The sequence below is a fragment of the Streptomyces sp. NBC_01352 genome, assembly GCF_036237295.1.
GTDB classification, from domain to species: Bacteria; Actinomycetota; Actinomycetes; order Streptomycetales; family Streptomycetaceae; genus Streptomyces; species Streptomyces plumbiresistens.
Genome location: NZ_CP108354.1, coordinates 8473200 through 8495039, shown reverse-complemented (window position 1 = coordinate 8495039; position 21840 = coordinate 8473200). Strand labels below are relative to the sequence as shown.

Sequence of the window (21840 nt, the reverse complement as noted above, 5' to 3'; positions counted from 1 at the left end):
GACACCTTCCTGGTGCGTGGTGGGAGTGTGCGGGGACGCAAAAGCGCCCCGCACAAGGTTACTGGCTCGCCAGAGGCCTCCTTACTGACGGATGGCCCAGCCCCGCTCCCGCAGTGCCGCCGTCAGGACCGGCGCCGCCTTGGGCTCCACCATCAGCTGCACCAGACCGGCCTGCTGCCCGGTCGCGTGCTCGATCCGTACGTCCTCGATGTTGACCCCGGCCATCCCCGCGTCCGCGAAGATGCGGGCCAGCTGGCCGGGCTGGTCGTCGATGAGGACGGCCACGACCTCGTACGCCCGGGGAGCGGATCCGTGCTTGCCGGGCACCCGGACCTGGCCCGCGTTGCCGCGCCGCAGGACGCTCTCGATGCCGATGGTGCCCTCGCGCCGCTTGTCCTCGTCGGAGGCCTGCAGGGCCCTGAGCGCCCGGACCGTCTCGTCGAGGTCGGCGGAGACGTCCGCGAGGAGGTCGGCGACCGGCCCCGGGTTCGCGGACAGGATGTCGATCCACATCCCGGGGTCGGACGCGGCGATCCGGGTCACGTCCCGGATGCCCTGCCCGCACAGCCGTACGGCGGCCTCCTCGGCGTGCTCCAGGCGCGCGGCGACCATGCTGGAGACCAGGTGGGGCATGTGGGAGACGAGGGCGACGGCACGGTCGTGGGCGTCGGCGTCCATCACCACCGGCACGGCACGGCAGTGCGAGACCAGTTCCAGGGCGAGGTTCAGCACCTCGGTGTCGGTGTCCCGGGTCGGCGTCAGCACCCAGGGGCGGCCCTCGAAGAGGTCGCCGGTGGCGGCCAGCGGGCCCGACTTCTCGCGGCCCGACATCGGGTGGCTGCCGATGTACGCCGACAGGTCGAGACCGAGTGCCTCCAGCTCGCGGCGCGGACCGCCCTTGACGCTGGCCACGTCGAGGTAGCCGCGGGCGACGCCCCGGTGCATCGCGTCGGCGAGTACCGCGGCCACGTGGGCGGGCGGGGCGGCGACGATCGCGAGGTCGACGGGCTGCTCGGGCGCCTCGTCGGTGCCGGCGCCGAGCGCGGCCGCCGTACGGGCCTGCTCCGGGTCGTGGTCGGCGAGGTGGACGACGACGCCCCGCTGGGACAGGGCCAGGGCGACGGACGTACCGATGAGGCCGGTGCCGATGACGAGGGCGGTTCTCACTGGGCGATGTCCTTGCGCAGGGCGGCCGCGGCGCCGAGGTAGACATGCGCGATGTCGGCGCGGGGCCGGTCCGACTCGATGTGCGCGAGGACGCGGACGACGCGGGGCATGGCGCCCTCGATGTCCAGTTCCTGGGCGCAGATCAGCGGCACGTCGACGATGCCGAGCTTGCGGGCCGCGGCGGCCGGGAAGTCGCTGTGCAGGTCGGGCGTGGCCGTGAACCAGATGCTGATCAGGTCGTCCGGGGTGAGGCCGTTGCGCTCCAGGACCGCGGTGAGCAGGGCCCCGACCTGCTCGTCCATGTGGCCGGCCTCGTCCCGCTCGAGCTGGACGGCGCCCCTCACCGCTCGTACCGCCACGATCATGCTCCTTGCTGATGTATCTGTCGGCTCTTGGTTCATCCAGCCTAGTCAGCCCGTGTGGAGCCGGTGCGCGGCGCCCGCCCGCTGAGACGGTGCCCGTCTCTCACGGCGAACCCCGCCAAGGTCACCCGTAACGCGCAAATCCGCTACTTGGGGCGAGAACGCCCCCGTGCGCCTCTGGACGCGGGGCCCCCGGTCCGCTCTGATGGCAGGAAGCTCGCCTCGGGGGAGGCCTTTCATGAAGCGTTCGGGACCTGTCGTCACTCTGCTCGCGGGACTGCTGCTCGGCCTGTTCATGCTGTCGATGAACTCGACGACGGGCACGAAGAGCGCCTCCACCTCGTACGCCGAGGAGTCACCGGAGGCGGCCACGGCCTCTCCGACGCCCACCCGGACGACCGCGTCCCCCTCGCCGTCCCCGTCCCTCACCCAGATTCCCGACGCCGACTACGCGGGCCGTACCACCGACGACTCCGCGTCCGTCGCCGTGACGCTGCGCGACGGCAAGGCGATCGCGTACTTCTGCGACGGCCGCGCCAAGGAGTCCTGGCTGAAGGGCGACGTCGAGGACGACGGCACCATGAAGCTCACCGGGAAGCACGGCGCCGAGCTGAACGGCACCCTCAAGGAGGGCAAGCGGATCAGCGGCACCGTCGACATCGACGGCGGGCAGTACGCGTTCACCGCCGACAAGGCGAAGAAGCCGTCCGGGCTGTACCGGGCCACGGCGACGGTGCGCGGCGCGAAGGTCGACGGCGGCTGGATCGTCCTGCCGGACGGCCGGCAGGTCGGCATCCTCACCCGCGACGGCGAATCCTCACCAGCACCGCGGATCGACCCGGAGACCGGCGCGGTGACGATCGACGGACAGCAGCTCACGGCACGCCCCGTCACCCCCTGACCCTTCCCGGAGTCGTTGATGACCGTCGACCCGAACGCCGCCACCCAGAACTTCCCGTCCCCGGAGCCCGACCACCGTCGCCCGCACCCGGCCCGCTATCTGGTCCCGGCGCTCGTGGCCGCCGCGGTGGCGGTGGGCCTGGGTGTGTACGGCAAGGTCCACGATCCGGCGGGGACCGCCTTCAACCTGGCCGGCTTCAGCAGCACCGGGGCGGTGAAGTCGTGGCTGGGCACCGTCGCGTTCTTCTTCGCCCTCGTCCAGGTGGTCTCGGCGGCGATGGTCTACGGCAGGCTGCCCGGACCTCGCTGGTCTCCGGCCCTGCACCGCTGGTCGGGCCGGGTGGCGTTCCTGGTGGCGGTGCCGGTCGCGGTGCACTGTCTGTACGCGCTGGGGTATCAGACGTACGAAACGCGCGTTTTGTGGCACTCTCTCCTGGGTTGCTTCTTCTTCGGTGCCTTCAGTGCCAAGATGCTGCTGCTCCGTTCGGAGCGACTCCCCGGCTGGCTGCTGCCCATCGTCGGCGGCCTGGTCTTCACCACCCTCACGATCATCTGGCTCACCTCAGCCCTCTGGTTCTTCCGCACCTTCGGAGTGACGACATGACTCAAGGCCCGACGCGGCGCACGGTTCTCCTCGCGACGGGCGCGGCGGCGCTCACCGTCGGATGCAGCGAGTACGGCGACGACAGCGACTCCGGTTCGTCCTCGGTCGAGGCCTCCGCCGGGCAGGAACTGGCGAAGACGGGCGACATCCCGGTCGGCGGCGGCAAGATCTTCCCGGACGAGAAGATCGTCGTCACCCAGCCGACGGAAGGCGACTTCAAGGCCTTCTCGAACATCTGCACCCACCAGCAGTGCCCGGTCGCCAACGTCACCGACGGCACCATCAACTGCACCTGCCACGGCAGCAAGTTCAGCATCACGGACGGCGCGGTGCAGAACCCGCCGGCGACCAAGCCCCTGCCCGAGAAGCAGATCAAGGTGTCAGGGGACTCGATCACCGTGGCCTGACCGCCGCGGACCGGTTCGGCAGCCCCGTCAGGCGTCCCAGAGCGCCCCGAGGGTCACCAGCTCGCCCTGGTACTCGATCCGGTCCGCCCACTCGGCCGGCCAGACCTCCGCGCCCAGGTACGCGCCCGCGAAGGCACCCGCCAGACACGCGATGGAGTCCGAGTCACCGGCGGTGCAGGCGGCCCGGCGCAGGGCCGTCACCGGCTCGTCCGCGAAGAGCAGGAAGCTCAGCAGCCCGGTCGCCATGGCCTCTTCGGCGATCCACCCCTCGCCGGTGGCCAGGCACGGGTCGGACTCGGGCGAGGGCGAGCGCAGGGCGGCCTCGAGGCGGTCCAGGATCGCCAGGCACTCGTCCCACCCGCGGGCGATGAAGTGCTCGGGGCCGGGATCCTGGCTGCGCGCCCACAGGTCCCCGAGCCAGCGCTCGTGGTACCGGCTCCGGTTCTCCTCGGCGTACGACCGCAGCAGCCCGACCAGTTCGCCCGGCTCGGTCCCGTGCGCGAGCAGCCGTACGGCGTGCGCGGTGAGGTCGGAGGCGGCGAGTGCCGTCGGATGCCCGTGTGTGAGGGCGGACTGCAACTGGGCCGCGCCCGCACGCTGCTCGTCGCTCAGGCCGGGGATCAGCCCGACGGGCGCGACCCGCATGTTGGCTCCGCAGCCCTTGGAGCCGATCTGGCTGGCGTCCTGCCAGGGCAGATCGGGACGCTCCAGGAGGGCGCAGGCCCGCAGGCATGTGTTGCCCGGGGCCCGGTTGTTCTCCGGGGAGCGGTTCCAGGCGATGAACTCCCGCCGCACGGGCTCGGCCATGTCGGGCCCGAGCACTCCCCGGTCCATGGCCGTCCGCAGCCCCTTCCCCAGCGCCAGCGTCATCTGCGTGTCGTCGGTGACGAGGGCAGGGGTCGGCAGCGACATGTCCCGCCACGGCCCGAACCTGTCGGTGATCGACGACACGCTGTGGAACTCGGTCGGGTTTCCGAGCGCGTCACCGAGGGCGAGCCCGATGAGCGAGCCCGTGGCGGCGCGCTTGGTGAGGGTGGTGGTCATGCGGGGCGTCCTTCCCGGGACGGTCGGAGGAGGGGCGGATGCAGGGCGGTGGCCGGACCCGCCCGGTACAGCGCGGCCGGTTTGCCCCGGCCGCCGGTCAGCCGGGCGGCACCGGGCACCGGCTCGACGAACCCGGGTGTGGCGAGCACCTTGCGCCGGAAGTTGGGCCGGTCGAGCGTGGTGCCCCACACGGTCTCGTAGACCTGCTGCAACTCGCCGAGCGTGAACTCGGGCGGGCAGAAGGCGGTGGCGAGGCGGGTGTGCTCGAGCTTGGCGCCGACGCGTTCATGGGCGTCGGCCAGGATGCGGTCGTGGTCGAAGGCGAGCGGCCGGGCCGAGTCGTAGGGCACCCAGCGCGCCTGCGCCGCGTCACTGCCGCCGTGCGGTTCGGGCGGGTCCGGGAGCAGCGCGGCGAACGCGACGGACACGACCCGCATGCGGGGGTCCCGGTCGGGCTCGCTGTAGGTCCACAGCTGTTCCAGGTGCAGCCCGGACACGTCCGCGAGGCCGGTCTCCTCGGCGAGCTCCCGCCGGGCGGCCGTCTCCGCCGACTCGTCCGGCTGCACGAACCCGCCGGGCAGCGCCCAGTGCCCGGCGTACGGCTCCTGCCCGCGCTCGACGAGCAGGACGTGCAGCGCTCCCGCGCGAAGGGTGAGCACGGCGAGGTCGACGGTGACCGCGAAGGGTTCGTGGGCGTACTTGTCGTAGGCCTCGTCGTCGCCGTCCATCCGCACCCACCCTCTTTATAGTCAGTACGACTATAAAGAGGGTGGGTGCCTCTCCACAACCCCCTACTCGCGGCCCGGTGCGAACACCGCCACCACCGCCCCCGCCGCCGCGGCCCCCGCGGAGACCCAGAGCGCTGGTGCGCACCCGTCCAGGAAGGCGGCCGGTGAGCCGTAGCCGCCGTAGGTCATGAACACGGCCGCGGCGACGGCCACCCCGAAGACCCCGCCCAGCTCGCGCAGCGCGTTGTTGACGCCGGCGGCGACGCCCGCGTCGCTCAGCGGAACGGACGAGGTCACGGCGTTCGCGACGCTGGGGAACACCATGGAGATGCCGATGCCCGCGATGATCAGCGGGACCACCATCTGCCCGTATCCGACGCCGGGTTCGATCTGCCAGGCCAGCAGCCCGAGCCCCGTCGCCTGCAACGCCAGGCCGGTCAGCATGAACGGGCGGGTGCCGAACCGGTCCGCGAGCGCGCCCGCGACCGGTGCCACCAGCAGGGGCATGGCGTTCCACACGAGGATGCGCACGCCCGCCTCCAGCGGGGAGTAGCCGAGCCCGAACTAGAGGAGCTGCGTGATCATGAAGAGGGCGCCGAGCAGCGAGCCGAAGAGGAGAAAGGCGGCGGCGTTGGCGGTGGAGAAGGCACGCCGCCGGAAGTATCCGAGTGGCAGCATCGGATACCGGGCGCCGCGTTGCTCCCACCCCAGGAAGGCCGCCACGGACACGGTCCCGACGACCAGCGCGGCCAGCACCTCGACGCTCCCCCAGCCCGCTTCGGGAGCCCGCACCGGCGCCCAGGCCAGGCCCGTCAGCCCCACGGCCGCCAACACCAGTCCGACCAGGTCGAGTTGGGGCCTGGTGCCGTAGCTCTCGCGGAGTTTCGTGGCGGCCAGGGGCATCATCGCGATGCCGATGGGCACGTTCAGCCAGAAGATCCACTGCCAGGACAGTCCTTCGGTGACCGCCCCGCCGAGCACGGGCCCGGCCGCCACGCCGAGGCCGGTCACCCCGCCCCACACCCCGATGGCCATGCCCCGCTTCTCGGCCGGGAACGCCTCGCTGATCAAGGTCAGGGTGAGCGGCAGGAGTACGGCGGCCCCCGCGCCCTGCACCACACGGGCGGTGATGAGCTGTCCCGGGCCGCCCGCGAGGGCCGCGGCGGCGGAGGCCAGGGTGAAGACGGCGAGGCCGACGACGTACATGCGCCGCCGCCCGAACCGGTCGCCGAGCGCGGCGCCGGTCAGGGTCAGGCAGGCGAAGACGAGGTTGTAGGCGTTGATCGTCCATTCCAGTTGGGACAGGCTCGCCCCGAAGTCGGCCCGCAGCGCGGGCAGCGCGGTCGCGACGACCACGACGTCCAGGGAGCACAGCAGCGCCCCGAGCCCGGCGAGCGTCACGGTCCACACGCGCCGCGGGGGCGCCTGTTCGCCCGGCGGCTCGGGGACGGGGACACGCACAGTGGTGTCGGTCATGAAGGTGCCTTCCGTGAGGTCCTTGAGGTCACTCACGGAAGGCAGACCCACGTCACCCCGGAAAGGAATCGCGGCGCCCCAGGAAGCCCAGCAGCCGGGCCTCGGGCGGGGCGCACGACGACACGGCGACCGGCTCGGCGAACCGCACCCCCCGGTCGGCCTCCTCGACCACACACCGCACGACGGGCAGCAGCTCGGCCGCGAGGGCCTCAGGAATGGGTCGCCCGCGCCCGCAGGCCTGGGCGACGTCCCAACCGTGCACGGCGATCTCGACGGCGCCCACGGCGACCATCAGCCGTATCTCCAGCGGCCGTTGGCCGACCAGCACCCGCTCCACCGGCCCCGCCGCCCAGGCGCCGAGCACCGCACCCGCACGCCGGCGGAAGCCGCACGCGGGATCCACCGACGGCTCACCGGGAAAGAGCCCGATCCGCCCGCCGGTCAGCCCCTCGTGGAGCGCGTCCAGCGAGTCGTCGAGATGCCCGAGCAGTTCCCCCAGATCCCACTGGACGCACGGCGTCCGCCGCCCCAGGCCGCCGGGGGCAACCCCGGCCACGCTGCCGAGTGCATAGGCGAGCGAACGCTCCAGCAGCTCCCCGGGGTTCATGACAGCACCTTCGGCATCCCGAAGCGGCCGAGCGGTGCCAGGTCCAGGAAGGCCGTGATGCGGGCGACGGCCCCCTCCTCGACGGTGAGGACCTGCACGGCGTGCGCCCTGAAGACGCCGTCCGTCCCGCGCTCGTACATGACGACGGCGGGCTGCCCGTTCGCGCGCGTGGGGAACATGCGGATGCCGCCCTTCTCGTGCACGCGCGGCCGCAGGAACCGCAGGACGTCCTTCTTGCCGACGAACCACTCCAGGTGAGGCGGCATCTCCAGCTCGATCCCGTCCTGGAGGAGCCCGAGCAGCGCCTCCATGTCGGCGTTCTCGAAGGCGGCCATGTACCGGTCGAGCACCTCGCGATCGGCCGCGCCGTCGGGTTCGACGACGAGGTCCTCCTCGGGGGCGACCTCGTCGAGACGGGCACGCGCGCGTTGGAGGCTGCTTTTGACGGCCGCCGTGGAGGTGCCGAGGAGCGAGGCGACCTCGGGCGCCCGCCAGGCCAGCACGTCCCGCAGGATGAGCACCGCCCGCTGCCGCGCGGGCAGGTGCTGCAGCGCGGCGACGAGCGCGAGCCGCAGACTGCCGCGTGCCGCCACGACCGTCGCGGGGTCGACGAGGGCGTCGGGCAGCGGCTGAAGCCACGGAACGTCCGTCGCCGGGGCGCCCAGCGGCTCCTCGGGCCCGTCCGAGGGCCCGCCCAGTCCCGTGGGCAGCGGACGCCGCACACGGCTCTCCAGCGCCGTCAGACACGTGTTGGTGGCGATCCGGTGGAGCCAGGTGCGCAGCGACGCCCGGCCCTCGTAGCCGGCGTAGGACCGCCACGCCCGCAGATACGTCTCCTGCACCAGGTCCTCGGCCTCGTCCACCGAGCCGAGCATCCGGTAGCAGTGCGCGAGCAGCTCCCGCCGGTACGGGTCGGTCAGCCGCACGAACTCGTCGCGGTCCGTCGTCGTGGTCATCCCCGCTCCCTCCGTCCCCGGTACAGACCGGCGGGAGGGCGAAAACGAATCGGCCGGTCCCGAGTCGATTTCGGAACCGGCCACCGTGAACGGCGATCTACAGGTCGACTTCCTTCATCAGCATCCCGACCTCGGTGTTCGACAGCCGCCGCAGCCAGCCCGACTTCTGGTCGCCCAGGGTGATCGGCCCGAAGGCGACCCGCACCAGCTTGTCGACCGGGAAGCCCGCTTCCGCCAGCATGCGGCGGACGATGTGCTTGCGGCCCTCGTGGAGGGTGACCTCGACGAGGTAGTTCTTGCCGGTCTGCTCGACGACCCGGAAGTGGTCCGCCTTCGCGTACCCGTCCTCCAGCTGGATGCCGTTCTTCAGCTGCTTGCCCAGGTCGCGCGGGATCGGGCCCACGATGTGCGCGAGGTAGACCTTCTTCACGCCGTACTTGGGGTGGGTCAGCCGGTGTGCCAGCTCGCCGTGGTTGGTGAGCAGGATGACGCCCTCGGTCTCGGTGTCGAGCCGGCCGACGTGGAAGAGCCGGGTCTCGCGGTTGGTGACGTAGTCGCCGAGGCACTGACGGCCCTCGGTGTCCTCCATCGTCGAGACGACACCGGCGGGCTTGTTCAGCGAGAAGAACTGGTACGACTGCGTCGCGACCGTCAGGCCGTCGACCTTGACCTCGTCCTTCTCCGGGTCGACCCGCTTGCCCTGCTCCATGACGATCTCGCCGTTGACCTCGACCCGCGCCTGCTCGATCAGCTCCTCGCAGGCCCGCCGGGAGCCGTAGCCCGCGCGCGCGAGGACCTTCTGCAGCCGCTCGCCCTCCTCCTCGGCGCCCGGGAAGGTCTTGGGCAGCTTGACGTCCTTCTTGTCCGCGTACCGCTCGCGGTTGCGCTCCTCGGCCCGCGTCTCGTACTCACGCGAGGTCGCCGGCGCACTCCGCCCGCGCTGCTGGGGCTTCTTCGGCCCGCCCTTGGCGCCGCCGCGGGCCGCGCCGCCGCGCCCCGCCTTCGGGCCCTCGTGAGACGCGCTGGGGCCCACGTCGTAGCGGCGCTCCTCGGGGCGGGGCTTGCTGGGACGGCCCTGGCCCTTGGCCTGGCCCTGACCCTGGCTCTGCCCCTTGGCCTGGCCCTGTCCCTTGCCCGGACCCTGGCCCTGCTTCTGGCCCCTGTTGTTGCCGGCCCCGCGGGGGTTGCCGCGCCCGCCGCTCTTGCCGCTACCGCTGCTTCGCATCAAATGTCCGTCGTTGTCGAAATAGGCATGTTCATCCCGGGCCCGTCGTCCGAGTCCGGAGCATCCGGATCGAACGACGGTACGGCTTCCTGGGTCTCGGCCTCGATCGCCTCCGCCTCCGGGAGGAAGGGCGCGAGCTCCGGGAGCTCGTCCAGACCGCGCAGGCCCATCCGCTCCAGGAAGTAGTTCGTCGTCGTGTACAGGATCGCACCTGTTTCGGGTTCCGTGCCCGCCTCCTCGACCAGACCGCGCTGGAGAAGGGTGCGCATCACGCCGTCACAGTTGACTCCGCGGACCGCCGAGACCCTGCTGCGGCTGACCGGCTGGCGGTAGGCGACCACCGCCAGCGTCTCCAGGGCGGCCTGGGTGAGCCGGGCCTGCTGGCCGTCCAGGACGAAGCCCTCGACCGCCGCCGCGTACTCGGGGCGGCTGTAGAAACGCCAGCCGCCGGCGATCAGCCGCAGCTCGAAGCCACGCCCCTGCACGGTGTAGTCGTCGGCCAGCTCCCGCAGCGCGTCCCCGATCTGCCGCTTGGGCCGCTGGAGGATCTTCGCCAGGTGCTCCTCGGTCGCGGGCTCGTCGACGACCATTAGGACGGCCTCCAGGGCCGGCTTGAGGTCGAGGTCGGCGACGGTGCGCTGCCCGGCCGGAACGTCGGTCATCTCCTCGCTCACGCCTTCTTCTCCTCCTTGGGCGCCGTGGACGCCGTGGGCACCTCGGGCGGCCGGTCGAACTCGTCGGTGACGACGGGCTGGGCGTCTCCGTCCCCACCGGTCCAGCGCACCAGCAGCTCCCCGAGGGCGGTCTCCTGGTCGAGGGCGACGGCCTTCTCCCGGTAGAGCTCCAGCAGGGCCAGGAAGCGCGCCACGACGGTCAGGGTGTCGTCGGTGTCCTCGACCAGTACCCGGAAGCTGGCCTCTCCCAGCTCCTTGAGCCGGGCGACGACGATCCCGGCCTGCTCCTGCACGCTCACCAGCGGCGCGTGGATGTGGTCGACGTACACCTGCGGCTTGGGCCTGGGCTGCATCGCCTTGACGGCGAGCCTCGCGAACCCCTCCGCGCCGATGCTGATGACCACCTCGGGCAGCAGCTCGGCGTGGTGCGGTTCGAGTCCGACGGTACGGGGGTAGCGGCGGGCCTCCTCGTCGAGCCGTCCGCTGAAGATGTCGGCGATCTGCTTGTACGCGCGGTACTGCAGGAGCCGCGCGAACAGCAGGTCCCGGGCCTCCAGCAACGCCAGGTCGGCCTCGTCCTCCACCTCGGCGGCGGGCAGCAGGCGGGCCGCCTTCAGGTCCAGCAGCGTCGCCGCGACGACCAGGAACTCGGTCGTCTGGTCGAGGTCCCAGTCCGGCCCCATCGCCCTGATGTGCGCCATGAACTCGTCGGTGACCTTCGACAGCGCGACCTCGGTGACGTCCAGCTTGTGCCGGGAGATCAACTGGAGGAGCAGGTCGAAGGGCCCCTCGAAGTTGGAGAGGCGGACCTTGAAGACACCGTCGTCGGGTTCTTGGGGCTGGACGGGCTCAGGCTCGCTGCGCGGCGTCTCGGACTGGGCAGACGTCTCGGGCCGAGCCGCAGGCGGCTCCTCATGATCGCCGTCGGCAGCGTGGGCAGGCTCAGGCGCAGGCGTCGGAGCCTCGGCCTCGGCCACCGGATCAGACCCCGGCCCCCTCCCCAGCGCACGCCGACGACCGGCAGCTGCGCCGGAGCCGGGGGGAAGGTCGTTCGAGGTCATGGCCCCCGCAGGCTACCGCTACCGCCCACGCAGCCGTCGTACGAGGATGCTCGCGTCCCCGCGCGACTCCAGATCGGCCAGCACGACGGCCACGGCCTCCCGCACGATCCGCCCACGGTCGACGGCCAGCCCGTGCTCGCCCCGCAGCACCAGACGCGCGTGCTCCAGGTCCATGAGCTCCTCGGCGGAGACGTACACCGTGATCTTCTCGTCGTGCCGCTCCCGCCCGCTGGGCCGGCGCGAGGCCGCCCGTCCGCGCTTGCCGCGCGGCGCGGCGGCCGCGGCACCCGAGGCAGAACCTTCCTGCGGGCCCTGACGACGCCCGGAGCGGTCCGCGCCCCGGTTGCGGGACTCGCCGGCCTCGGTCGGCTCGGCGTCGGTCGCCACATGCTCCGCGCCGTCGCCGTCACCGCCCTGGGCCGGCACCGACTGCGGTGCGTCCTCACCGGAGGACGACCCGCCGGCGGCCCCGTCGGGCTCCCCCGCGGGAGCCGGCACCCGGGCCTCGCCGTTGGTCCCCCGCCGGGGAGAGGACGCCTGGAGCGCCATTCCCCCTGTCGTACGGAACAGTTCGTCGGCCCCCGGCAGACTCACTCGGCGTGACACCGGGCGAGCACCTCCCTGGCGAGCTGGCGATAGGCGGCGGCCCCGACGGAGTTGGAGGCGTACGTGGTGATCGGCTCACCGGCGACCGTGGTCTCCGGGAAGCGGACCGTACGCCCGATGACCGTGTGGTAAACGTGGTCGTCGAAGGCCTCGACGACCCGTGCGAGCACCTCACGGCTGTGCACCGTGCGCGAGTCGTACATCGTGGCGAGGATGCCGTCGAGCTCCAGATCCGGGTTGAGCCGTTCCTGGACCTTCTCGATGGTCTCCGTCAGCAGCGCGACCCCGCGGAGGGCGAAGAACTCGCACTCCAGGGGCACGATCACCTTGTGCGCGGCCGTCAGGGCGTTCACCGTGAGCAGGCCGAGCGAGGGCTGACAGTCGATGACGATGTAGTCGTAGTCGGCCATGAGCGGCTTCAGGGCGCGTTGCAGCGTCGACTCGCGCGCGACCTCGGAGACCAGCTGGACCTCGGCGGCGGACAGGTCGATGTTGCTGGGCAGCAGGTCCATGTTGGGGACCGCCGTCTTCAGGAGCACCTCGTCGGCCGCCATGCCCCGCTCCATGAGCAGGTTGTAGACCGTGAGGTCGAGCTCCATCGGGTTGACACCGAGACCCACCGACAGCGCGCCCTGCGGGTCGAAGTCCACGAGCAGCACACGACGGCCGTACTCCGCGAGAGCGGCACCCAGGTTGATGGTCGACGTCGTCTTGCCGACGCCGCCCTTCTGGTTGCACATCGCGATGATCTTCGCGGGTCCGTGATCGGTCAGCGGACCCGGGATCGGGAAGTACGGCAGCGGACGACCGGTCGGGCCGATCCGCTCACGGCGCTGACGGGCAGCGTCGGGCGCGAGCGTGGCCGCGTACTCGGGGTCGGGCTCGTACTCGGCGTCGGGATCGTAGAAGTGCCCGTCGGGCAGTTCGTCGTAGTCGGCGAAGTGGTTGTGGGGCGCGCCACTTCCCTCGCCGGCCATGGCGTTCACGTGATGGCCATCCATGCTCTGGTGTGCTGGCTGAGTCACCCCTGAGATCCGGTGACTCCGGTGGGCTGCGAAGGTGCGCACCGCGACGGAGCCGACAGCCTCGAACCCCGCGGGGCCCTCGGCCCGTGCAGGCATTCCTGGTTGACCACCCCCGGGAGAAAATGTCGACTCATTCACAAGTCGTCTTACCTCCTTGGTGACCAGGAAACTTCTAGACAGGTCAGCGTGGCACCATGCCGACGGTTGGCGACTCTATGGCGTGTCGGGCGTTCGCAGCAACACAATCCGCCGGACCCGGCAGGATGTGTCGGCAATGAAACATCCCTCTGTCAAGGGCGTACGGCCGTCGCACGGTGGGTTTCACCGGTGTACGAATCGGTTCAAGGGTTACGTTCGAGGCGAGTTGACCTTGAGCCGCAAAGTGACCATACACACACCCGGCCGGACCTTGTCGGGCAAGGTCCGGCCGGGTGCGCGGTGTTGACGACCTGTGTTGACGTATCGCCTTTTGCCCAATGGTGACTTAGCGACGGCGACCTGCCGCTGCACGCTGTCGGCGGTCAGCCGAGGAGCGTCTCCAGCTCCACGTGCTCCAGGCCGTGCGCCTCGGCGACCTCGCGGTAAACGACCTTGCCGTCATGGGCGTTGAGACCCTTCGCCAGCGCGGAATCGCGGCGCAGCGCCTCCACCCAGCCGTGGTCGGCGAGTTCGACGATGTACGGCAGCGTCGCGTTGGTGAGCGCGTAGGTGGAGGTGTTGGGCACCGCGCCGGGCATGTTGGCGACGCAGTAGAAGACCGAGTTGTGGACCGGGAAGGTCGGCTCGGCGTGGGTGGTCGGGCGGGAGTCCTCGAAGCAGCCGCCCTGATCGATCGCGATGTCGACAAGGACACTTCCCGGCTTCATGCGCGACACGAGCTCGTTGGTGACCAGCTTCGGGGCCTTGGCGCCCGGGATGAGGACGGCGCCGATGACGAGGTCGGCCTCGAGGCAGGCCTTCTCGAGCTCGAAGGCGTTGGAGACGACGGTCTGGATCTTCGTACCGAAGACCTTGTCGGCCTCCTTGAGCTTGTTGATGTCCTTGTCGAGCAGGGTCACGTGGAAGCCCATGCCGATGGCGATCTGCGCGGCGTTCCAGCCGGAGACACCGCCGCCGATGACGACGGCCTTGGCGGCCAGCACGCCCGGGACACCGCCGGGCAGCACACCGCGGCCACCGTTGGCGCGCATCAGGTGGTAGGCGCCGACCTGGGGGGCCAGCCGGCCCGCGACCTCCGACATGGGGGCGAGCAGCGGGAGCGCGCGGCTGGGCAGCTCGACCGTCTCGTATGCGATCGCGGTGGTGCCGGACTCGACGAGCGCGTCCGTGCACTCCTTGGAGGCGGCCAGGTGCAGGTAGGTGAAGAGCGTCTGGTCCTTGCGGAGGCGGTGGTACTCCTCGGCGATGGGCTCCTTGACCTTCAGCAGCAGGTCGGCGGTGGCCCAGACCTCGTCGGCGGTGTCCAGGATCCCGGCGCCGGCGGCGACGTACTCGTCGTCCGTGATCGAGGAACCGAGGCCGGCGCCCCGCTCGACGACGACCTGGTGGCCGTGGCGCACCAGCTCGTGCACGCCGGCGGGGGTGATGGCCACCCGGAACTCGTTGTTCTTGACCTCGCGGGGGATGCCGACCTTCACGTCGATCACGGTCCTTGGCTCAGTGAGTGTGGGGCATTACAAGACATACCCAGGCATGCGAGGGCACACCGGGAGACACCGCAGGAGAAGGTGCGGCAGAGCCAGTCTAATGAAGGTGTTCCCGCTGTCTAGCCTTTCATTGCATCAATCTTCAGCGGATGTACTACGGATTTCGCAGGCGTTAGCGTCATGTTCCGGTAGATCGGGCTGTTCCGGCCCCGGCTCGGCCTGCGTTTCGGGCTCCTGAGGCTCCTCGGCCAGCAGTCTCTCGGCGGCACCGCGGTGCAGCGAGGCGGCCGCCGGATCACCGAGGTGTTCCAGCGTGTCGGCGAGCCGCAGTTGAAGCGCGGCCTGGAGCCGGACGTCCTCGGCGCGGCGCGCCCACTCGACCGCCTCGAGGCAGGTCTCCATCGACTCCTCGAGCCGTCCGGCGTACTCCTGGACGCGCGCGAGTTCGCTCAACGCCCTTGCGTGGGCGGCCACATCGCCGTTCTTGCGGTGCCCCGCGACCGCGGCCCGCCAGTTGCGCTGCGCCTCGCCGTACCGGCCCGCATAGGTGTGGGCCGCGGCGATACGGCCGTACAGCCGCGCGGCGTCCGCGCGCTCGTCCCGGGCGAGCCGCTGGACGAGGGCCCGGCCGTACCAGTCGGCGGCCCGGTCGTAGTCCCCGAGCTCCAGATGGGCGCCGCCTACGGATTCCATCGCGCGGCCGGTCGCGTACGGATCATTTGCCTCCCGTCCGGCGTCCAGAGCCGCCCGGTAGCGCGCCAGGGCCTCCTGGGCGCGGCCGGTCCGGGCGTCCAGGTCGGCGAGGTTCAACAGGGCGGCGGCCTTCTCGCGAGGCAGTTCACGGCGCTCGGCCACATCCAGGACGAGGCGGTGGATGTCGTACAGGTCGGGCGCGGCGGCCTGGGTGCCGAAGTGGGCGACCATCGCCCGCACGAGCTGGGACATCAGGCGCCGGGCGAGGGTGTCCAGCTCGCCGTCGGCGACCGCGAGGCGGGCCGCGGCCAGCAGGGCGGGCCTGCGGATGCTCAGCCAGTCGGCGGCCGCCCTCGGGCTCGGGAAGCGCAGGGAGCGCGGCATGCCCTGGAGCTTCTCGCGGGCCTCCGGGCTGTCGGTCTCGGTGATCGCCCGGCACGACTGCAGCAGCCGTACGGTCCGCTCCAGCATCCGGGCACGGGCCAGCTGAAGCTCGGCGGGGCGGTCCTGGGCCTCGGCGAGGGCCTTCAGCAGCGGCTGGAGGCAGCCGGGGACCTCGTACTGCGGCAGTGGCGACTCCACGGCGTGCAGCAGGCCGAGGGCGACGAAGTCGTCCAGGGTGGTGCGGGCGCCGCCCACCGAGCAGCCGGCGAGGGCGGCGGCGGTGTGCGGGTCGACCAGGCCGGCCGGGGCGAGGGAGAGCAGTCGCAGTATCCGGGCGGCCGGGGCGGGCAGGGACGTGCAGGCGAGCCGGAAGACCCTGCCGAGCGGAGTGGTCCCTTCGTCGCCGTCGGCGTGCAGGTGCTTGGCGAGGTCGGCGACGGCCGCCTTGGGGCGGGCGGCGAGCCAGCCGCCGGCCAGCATCAGCGCGGCTGGCTGGCCCTGGCACTCCTCGACCAGCCCCTCGGCCGCACGGGGGTCGACGGTGATGCGGACCGAGCCGGTGTGCCGGGACAGCAGTTCGACGGCGGACTTGGTGTCGAGGCCGCCCAGGGTGCACGGGCGGACGTCCGCGATGCCGGTCAGCGGGCCCCCGGAGACGGCCACGACCAGGCATTCCGGGGTGTCCGGCAGGAGCGCGTCGACCTGCTCGGCGGAGGCCGCGTCGTCGAGCAGAAGCAGCGTCCGGCGGTCGGCGAGGGCCTCGCGTAGCGCCGCCGTGAGGTCGTCCTCGGCGGCTCCGGCGGGCGTCGGCAGCTCCAGCGCGGTCAGCAGTTCGCGGGCGACGCGCTCGGTCGGTACGGGCGTGCCGTCGGGCTCGCTGAGGCGGGCCCGGAGCACCCCGTCCCGGTAACCGTCCGCGACCTGCCGTACGAGTTCCTCGGCCAGCGCCGTGCGCCCCGAGCCGGATTTGCCCGCGATGAGCAGCACGCGCGCGCGTGGGGCCTTGCGGCCCGAGATGGTGTCCAGGCCGGCGCGCTCGATGTCGGCGCGGAGCTCTTTCAACTCTCTTGTACGGCCCAGGAATCGAGTCTCCGCAGCAGCGTCTTGGGACAGCTGCACGCCGCCTGTGTCCACCGCCTGGTCCGTCACGGGCCACACTCCCGTCCCACCGCACACGCAAGCCCGCCGGGACTCCGGTTCGGGCGTTTCCAGAGCCTAGTTCACGCTCTGCTACGTTCCGTGTGGAGCGCGGCGGACACGTCCCCCGATCGGATCAGCAGATGGTCACATCAGCGGCACGGGGTGTGCGTTCAGGACTCGAAGGGGCGCGCGGGCCAGGGGGCCTCGGCCGGGCGCAGGGCGTCGAGCCCTTCCCCGGCGCGCGCGGCGACCAGCGAAAGCACGCCCACGACGAGGCAGTTGTTGTGCAGCTCCCCCGCGAGCACGCCCCGGACGAGCTCGTCGACCGGCACACGCGCGTGCTCCATGTCGGCCTCCTCGTCCTCCACCTCGAAGCGCTCTCCTTCGGCCTCGGACAGATCGCGGGCGAGGAAGATCCGTACGGCCTCGTCACAGCCGCCGGCCGTCGTGTACACGTCGGTCAGCACCCGCCAGTCCTCGGCCTTGACGTGTGCTTCCTCGTACAGCTCGCGCTGGGCGGCGTGCAGCGGGTTCTCGCCGGGGACGTCGAGCAGGCCGGCCGGGATCTCCCACAGCTTCTGCCGCACCGGGTGCCGGTACTGCTTGATGAGCAGGACACGGTCCTCGCCGTCGAGGGCGACGACGGCCACGGAGCCGGGGTGGACCTGGTAGTCGCGCTTGACCACCGAACCGTCGGGCATGACCACCTCGTCCGTGCGGACCGAGGTCTTGTTGCCCACGAAGGGGGTCTCGGTCGCCCGGATCTCCCACGCTTCGGGGGTGTCCTTGATCGTCATGCCCTGTCCTTCCCGATACGAAAAAGAGGCCGGGGCACACACCTTTTGAATGCGCGCGCCCCGGCCACCGTACAACTGTCGTGCAGCTACGAATTCTGCCGCTCGACCGCCGCCTTCACGAGCCCGGCGAACAGCGGGTGCGGACGCGTCGGACGCGAGCGCAGCTCCGGGTGCGCCTGGGTCGCGACCAGATACGGGTGGACCTCGCGCGGGTACTCCACGTACTCGACGAGCTTGCCGTCCGGCGAGGTGCCGGAGAACAGGATGCCCGCCTTCTTCTCCAGCTCCGCGCGGTAGGCGTTGTTCACCTCGTAGCGGTGCCGGTGGCGCTCCTCGACGTACTCCTTGCCGTCGTACACCTCGCGCACGATCGAGCCCTCGGCCAGCTTGGCCGGGTACATGCCCAGGCGCATGGTGCCGCCCATGTCACCCTCACCGGCGACGATGTCGAGCTGCTCGGCCATGGTGGAGATGACCGGGTGGCCGGTGGCGGCGTCGAACTCGGTGGAGTTGGCGTCCGGGATGTCGGCCAGGTTGCGCGCGGCCTCGATCACGATGCACTGCAGGCCCAGGCACAGGCCGAGCAGCGGGAGCTTGTGCTCGCGGGCGTAGCGGATGGCGCCGACCTTGCCGAGCACACCGCGGTCGCCGAAGCCGCCGGGGATGCAGATGCCGTCGACGTCACCGAGCTGCTGGGCGGCGCCGGCCTGGGTCTTGCAGTCGTCCGAGGTGACCCACTTGATCTTCACGCGGGCCTTGTTGGCGAACCCGCCGGCACGCAGCGCCTCGGTGACCGAGAGGTAGGCGTCGGGCAGGTCGATGTACTTGCCGACCAGGGCGAGCGTGATCTCGTGGTCGGGGTTGTGGACGCGGTCGAGCAGGTCGTCCCAGGTGGTCCAGTCCACGTCGCGGAAGGCCAGGTCCAGCTTGCGGACGACGTAGGCGTCCAGGCCCTCGCCGTGCACGGTCTTGGGGATGTCGTAGATCGAGCGGGCGTCGGGGCAGGCGACCACGGCGGCCTCGTCGACGTCGCACATCAGCGAGATCTTGCGCTTGATCGCGGTCGGCACCTCGCGGTCGCAGCGCAGCACGATCGCGTCCGGCTGGATACCGATGTTCCGCAGAGCCGCAACCGAGTGCTGGGTCGGCTTCGTCTTCAGCTCCCCCGAGGGGCCGATGTACGGCAGGAGCGAGATATGCACCACAAAGACGTTGTCGCGGCCGACCTCGTGACGGACCTGACGCACGGTCTCCAGGAACGGCAGCGACTCGATGTCGCCGACCGTGCCGCCGACCTCGGTGATCACGACGTCCACCTCGTCCGTCGCCATGCGGCGGATGCGGTGCTTGATCTCGTTGGTGATGTGCGGGATGACCTGGACGGTGTCGCCCAGGTACTCGCCGCGCCGCTCCTTGGCGATCACCGTCGAGTAGATCTGGCCGGTGGTGACGTTGGCCGAGCCGTCCAGGTCGCGGTCGAGGAAGCGCTCGTAGTGGCCGATGTCCAGGTCGGTCTCGGCGCCGTCGTTGGTGACGAACACCTCACCGTGCTGGAAGGGGTTCATCGTGCCCGGGTCGACGTTCAGGTAGGGGTCGAGCTTCTGCATGACCACCCGCAGGCCGCGGGCCTTGAGCAGCATGCCGAGGCTGGAGGCGGTGAGGCCCTTGCCGAGCGAGGAGGCGACACCCCCGGTGACGAAGATGTGCTTGGTCGTCGTGGCTGTGCTGTTTCGAAAAGCAGCGGGCGGCATGGCCAAGAGGGGGCTCCCGTGGTCGCGGTCTGGGGGTGCGGGGCGGCTCGTCCGGCCCGGAGAACCCGGGTTTTACTGGAGGTGCCGTCGCTGCGGTTCGGGGGTTTCTTGCCCACCGGTCCACGGGCTACCAGGGTATCAGCGCCCGGGCGAGATGGCTTCCGGCCACGCTCCGCACACGCGTCGACACGGACCCGCACAACCGCACGTGTTTCTCACCCGGTGCTCACCCGTTCGGCTCACCCACGTTGCCGGGAGCGGCACGCAGATCATCTACGTGCGTCGTATCCTGCTCGGACACTCGCTGACCGAGCCAGGCCGGCAACACGGCACCACCCCCGCCCGTAAGCACCGGAACAACGAGAGCTCGTCAGTTCGTTGAGCAACAGATGTCGTTTTGCCTCACAGCAGCACGGACTGTTTTGCTTCACCACTCAACGACGCATGACAAAGACCCCTTGACCGCACTAGCGACAGCCCCCGTATTTCCCGGGGGCGACGTGGCCGTTCGACTGGAGTTGCACGTGGCCGGGCGCATCGAAGATTACGCACTCATCGGAGACATGCAGACCGCCGCCCTGGTCTGCCGGGACGGCACAGTGGACTGGCTGTGCCTGCCCCGCTTCGACTCGCATGCCATCTTCGCCGGTCTGCTGGGCACCGAGGAGCACGGCTTCTGGCGGCTCGGTCCCGCGCACGCGGCCGACGCCGAACCGCCCACGGCGGCCCGGCGCAGCTACCGCGGCGACTCCCTGATCCTGGAATCCGAGTGGGACACCCCCCGCGGCACGGTCCGTGTGACGGACTTCATGCCACCGCGTGACGGCGCCCCGCAGCTGATCCGGATCGTGGAGGGCGTCTCGGGCCGCGTCCCGATGCGCTCGGCGCTCCGGATGCGTTTCTCCTACGGCCGGGTCGTCCCGTGGGTGCACAAGCACGAGGGCCGTACGGTGGCCGTCGCCGGTCCGGACTCCGTGTGGTTCGACACGGAGGCCGAGACCTACGGCAAGTCGCTGACGACCTACGCGGACTTCACGGTCGCGCCGGGTGAGCGGATCGCGTTCACCATCTCCTGGGAGCCCTCGCACAAGCAGCCGCCGCCGCTGCCGGAGCCCGAGCAGTCCCTGGAGGCGACGGAGGACTTCTGGCGGGACTGGGTGGAGCACTGCACCTACCACGGCCCGTACCGCGAGGCGGTGGTCCGCTCGCTGATCACGCTGAAGGCGCTGACGTACGCCCCGACGGGCGGCATCGTCGCCGCCCCCACCACCTCCCTGCCGGAGGAGATCGGCGGCGTCCGCAACTGGGACTACCGCTACACCTGGCTGCGGGACGCGGCGATCACCCTGTCCTCGCTGCTGCGCACCGGCTACCGCGAGGAGGCCCGCGCCTGGCGCGAGTGGCTGCTGCGGGCCGTCGCCGGCGACCCGGAGAACCTGCAGATCATGTACGGCATCGCGGGCGAGCGCGAGCTGGGCGAGGCCGAGCTGGACTGGCTGCCCGGCTACGAGAACTCCGGGCCGGTCCGGGTCGGCAACGGCGCCGCGCACCAGCTCCAGCTGGACGTGTACGGCGAGGTGACCGAGGCCCTGCACCTGGCCCACATGACGGGCCTGGCCCGCAACGACTACGCGTCCCTGCTCCAGCTGAAGCTGATCCGCTACCTGGAGGACCACTGGGACGAGCCGGACGAGGGCATCTGGGAGGTGCGCGGCCCGCGCCGCCACTTCGTGCACTCCAAGGTGATGGCCTGGGTCGCCGTCGACCGCACCATCAAGCTGATCGAGTCCGGTGACGCGGACGGCCCGCTGGAGAAGTGGCGCGAACTGCGCGACGACATCCACCGGGACGTGTGTGAGAAGGGTTACGACAAGGAGCGCAACACCTTCACGCAGTCGTACGGCTCGAAGGAGCTGGACGCCTCGCTGCTCCTCATCCCCCAGATGGGCTTCCTGCCCCCCGACGACAAGCGCGTGATCGGCACGATCGAGGCGATCCAGCGCGAGCTGTCCACGTCGGACGGCTTCATCCTGCGCTACCCGACGGCCGGCGAGGACGCGGGCGTGGACGGCCTGGCGGGCGACGAGGGCGCCTTCCTCGCCTGCTCGTTCTGGATGGCGGACGACCTCGCGATGATCGGCCGCGTGGACGAGGCCCGCAAGCTGTTCGAGAAGCTGCTGTCCCTGCGCAACGACCTCGGGCTGCTGGCCGAGGAGTGGGACTCACGCCTGCAACGCCAGGTCGGCAACTTCCCGCAGGCGTTCAGCCACGTCCCGCTGATCGACACGGCCCTGCGTCTGACGGCGTCGGGTGCGTACGGCGGCTGAACAGGACCGACCCACCGCGCCCGCCTAGGCCCTGTCGTCACCTTCCCGTCGTCCGCCCGAAGGGCGGGCCGTGCCCGCCCTTCGGGCGGCTGATGTAGCTGTAGGTGCGTGCTCTCGGCGTGCCGGGCACAGGCCCTCGTACTGGTTGTACGGAGGTCTGTGCCCGGCGCGGCGAGAGTGCGTGCATGACGCCGCACGGCAGACGGGAAGGTGACGACAGGGCCTAGGCTGGAAGCCACCAACCCCCTGCACGGAAGGGG

At 71.0% G+C, this 21840-nt stretch carries 20 protein-coding genes and 1 pseudogene; 4 read left to right on the top strand and 17 right to left on the bottom strand.

The features are described from left to right. Positions 1-81: 81 nt before the first annotated feature. The gene (locus tag OG252_RS39065; protein ID WP_266442121.1) at positions 82-1167 is read right to left on the bottom strand and encodes a prephenate dehydrogenase; all 1086 of its coding nucleotides are present in this window, start codon (positions 1165-1167) and stop codon (positions 82-84) included. Then, positions 1164-1526 carry a chorismate mutase gene (aroH, locus tag OG252_RS39060; protein WP_266442119.1) on the bottom strand — a complete coding sequence of 121 codons (363 nt, stop codon included), beginning with the start codon at positions 1524-1526 and terminating at the stop codon, positions 1164-1166. Before aroH ends, OG252_RS39065 begins: the two co-directional genes overlap by 4 nt. Before the next feature lie 241 nt (positions 1527-1767). Between aroH and OG252_RS39055 the strand changes: the two genes are divergently transcribed. Genes OG252_RS39055 through OG252_RS39045 form a run of 3 tightly spaced genes read left to right on the top strand, consistent with a single transcriptional unit; the run spans position 1768 to position 3440 of the window. Beyond that, the gene (locus OG252_RS39055; protein ID WP_266442116.1) at positions 1768-2430 is read left to right on the top strand and encodes a hypothetical protein; all 663 of its coding nucleotides are present in this window, start codon (positions 1768-1770) and stop codon (positions 2428-2430) included. A gap of 18 nt (positions 2431-2448) precedes the next feature. Further along, positions 2449-3033 carry a DUF6529 family protein gene (locus tag OG252_RS39050; protein WP_266442114.1) on the top strand — a complete coding sequence of 195 codons (585 nt, stop codon included), beginning with the start codon at positions 2449-2451 and terminating at the stop codon, positions 3031-3033. Then, positions 3030-3440, top strand: coding sequence for a Rieske (2Fe-2S) protein (locus OG252_RS39045; protein WP_266442112.1), 411 nt, complete (start codon positions 3030-3032; stop codon positions 3438-3440). The genes OG252_RS39050 and OG252_RS39045 overlap by 4 nt, the downstream gene beginning before the upstream one ends. A 27-nt stretch (positions 3441-3467) precedes the next feature. Here OG252_RS39045 and OG252_RS39040 read toward each other — a convergent pair whose 3' ends face one another. The 15 genes and pseudogenes from OG252_RS39040 to OG252_RS38970 all read right to left on the bottom strand — a co-directional run bounded on the left by OG252_RS39040 (position 3468) and on the right by OG252_RS38970 (position 19253). After that, positions 3468-4484 carry an ADP-ribosylglycohydrolase family protein gene (locus OG252_RS39040; RefSeq protein WP_329342127.1) on the bottom strand — a complete coding sequence of 339 codons (1017 nt, stop codon included), beginning with the start codon at positions 4482-4484 and terminating at the stop codon, positions 3468-3470. After that, the gene (locus OG252_RS39035) at positions 4481-5212 is read right to left on the bottom strand and encodes an NUDIX hydrolase (protein ID WP_329342125.1); all 732 of its coding nucleotides are present in this window, start codon (positions 5210-5212) and stop codon (positions 4481-4483) included. The genes OG252_RS39040 and OG252_RS39035 overlap by 4 nt, the downstream gene beginning before the upstream one ends. Positions 5213-5275: 63 nt before the next feature. After that, a pseudogene (locus OG252_RS39030) lies at positions 5276-5758 on the bottom strand (MFS transporter); the annotation flags it as partial. A gap of 18 nt (positions 5759-5776) precedes the next feature. Then, a complete protein-coding gene (locus OG252_RS39025) occupies positions 5777-6688 on the bottom strand; it encodes an MFS transporter (RefSeq protein ID WP_329342123.1) in 912 nt (303 codons plus the stop codon). A 52-nt stretch (positions 6689-6740) separates the two neighbouring features. Then, positions 6741-7295 carry a TIGR03086 family metal-binding protein gene (locus OG252_RS39020; protein ID WP_329342121.1) on the bottom strand — a complete coding sequence of 185 codons (555 nt, stop codon included), beginning with the start codon at positions 7293-7295 and terminating at the stop codon, positions 6741-6743. Further along, positions 7292-8251 carry a sigma-70 family RNA polymerase sigma factor gene (locus tag OG252_RS39015; protein WP_329342119.1) on the bottom strand — a complete coding sequence of 320 codons (960 nt, stop codon included), beginning with the start codon at positions 8249-8251 and terminating at the stop codon, positions 7292-7294. Before OG252_RS39015 ends, OG252_RS39020 begins: the two co-directional genes overlap by 4 nt. 97 nt (positions 8252-8348) lie before the next feature. Beyond that, complete coding sequence (locus OG252_RS39010; protein ID WP_266442086.1) at positions 8349-9476, bottom strand: pseudouridine synthase; 1128 nt, start codon at positions 9474-9476, stop codon at positions 8349-8351. Beyond that, on the bottom strand, positions 9476-10150 hold the full coding sequence (scpB, locus tag OG252_RS39005; protein WP_329342117.1) for an SMC-Scp complex subunit ScpB: 675 nt from the start codon (positions 10148-10150) through the stop codon (positions 9476-9478). The genes OG252_RS39010 and scpB overlap by 1 nt, the downstream gene beginning before the upstream one ends. Beyond that, on the bottom strand, positions 10147-11211 hold the full coding sequence (locus OG252_RS39000; protein WP_329342115.1) for a segregation and condensation protein A: 1065 nt from the start codon (positions 11209-11211) through the stop codon (positions 10147-10149). Before OG252_RS39000 ends, scpB begins: the two co-directional genes overlap by 4 nt. A gap of 18 nt (positions 11212-11229) precedes the next feature. Then, a complete protein-coding gene (locus tag OG252_RS38995) occupies positions 11230-11817 on the bottom strand; it encodes a hypothetical protein (RefSeq protein ID WP_266442080.1) in 588 nt (195 codons plus the stop codon). Continuing rightward, positions 11802-12938 (bottom strand): ParA family protein, encoded by a 1137-nt coding sequence (locus OG252_RS38990; protein ID WP_266442077.1) that lies wholly within the window; start codon positions 12936-12938, stop codon positions 11802-11804. The genes OG252_RS38995 and OG252_RS38990 overlap by 16 nt, the downstream gene beginning before the upstream one ends. 425 nt (positions 12939-13363) lie before the next feature. Then, positions 13364-14488, bottom strand: a complete 1125-nt coding sequence (gene ald / locus OG252_RS38985) for an alanine dehydrogenase (protein ID WP_307673768.1) — start codon at positions 14486-14488, stop codon at positions 13364-13366. A gap of 135 nt (positions 14489-14623) precedes the next feature. Next, the gene (locus OG252_RS38980) at positions 14624-16714 is read right to left on the bottom strand and encodes a tetratricopeptide repeat protein (protein WP_329342111.1); all 2091 of its coding nucleotides are present in this window, start codon (positions 16712-16714) and stop codon (positions 14624-14626) included. A 161-nt stretch (positions 16715-16875) separates the two neighbouring features. Further along, entirely contained in the window at positions 16876-17502 is a 627-nt protein-coding gene (locus OG252_RS38975; protein ID WP_266442067.1) for an NUDIX domain-containing protein, read from the bottom strand. 86 nt (positions 17503-17588) lie between these two features. Beyond that, a complete protein-coding gene (locus tag OG252_RS38970; RefSeq protein WP_266448699.1) occupies positions 17589-19253 on the bottom strand; it encodes a CTP synthase in 1665 nt (554 codons plus the stop codon). Positions 19254-19777: 524 nt separating this feature from the next. Between OG252_RS38970 and OG252_RS38965 the strand changes: the two genes are divergently transcribed. Next, positions 19778-21580 (top strand): glycoside hydrolase family 15 protein, encoded by a 1803-nt coding sequence (locus OG252_RS38965; RefSeq protein ID WP_266448696.1) that lies wholly within the window; start codon positions 19778-19780, stop codon positions 21578-21580. The last annotated feature ends 260 nt before the right edge of the window (positions 21581-21840 follow it).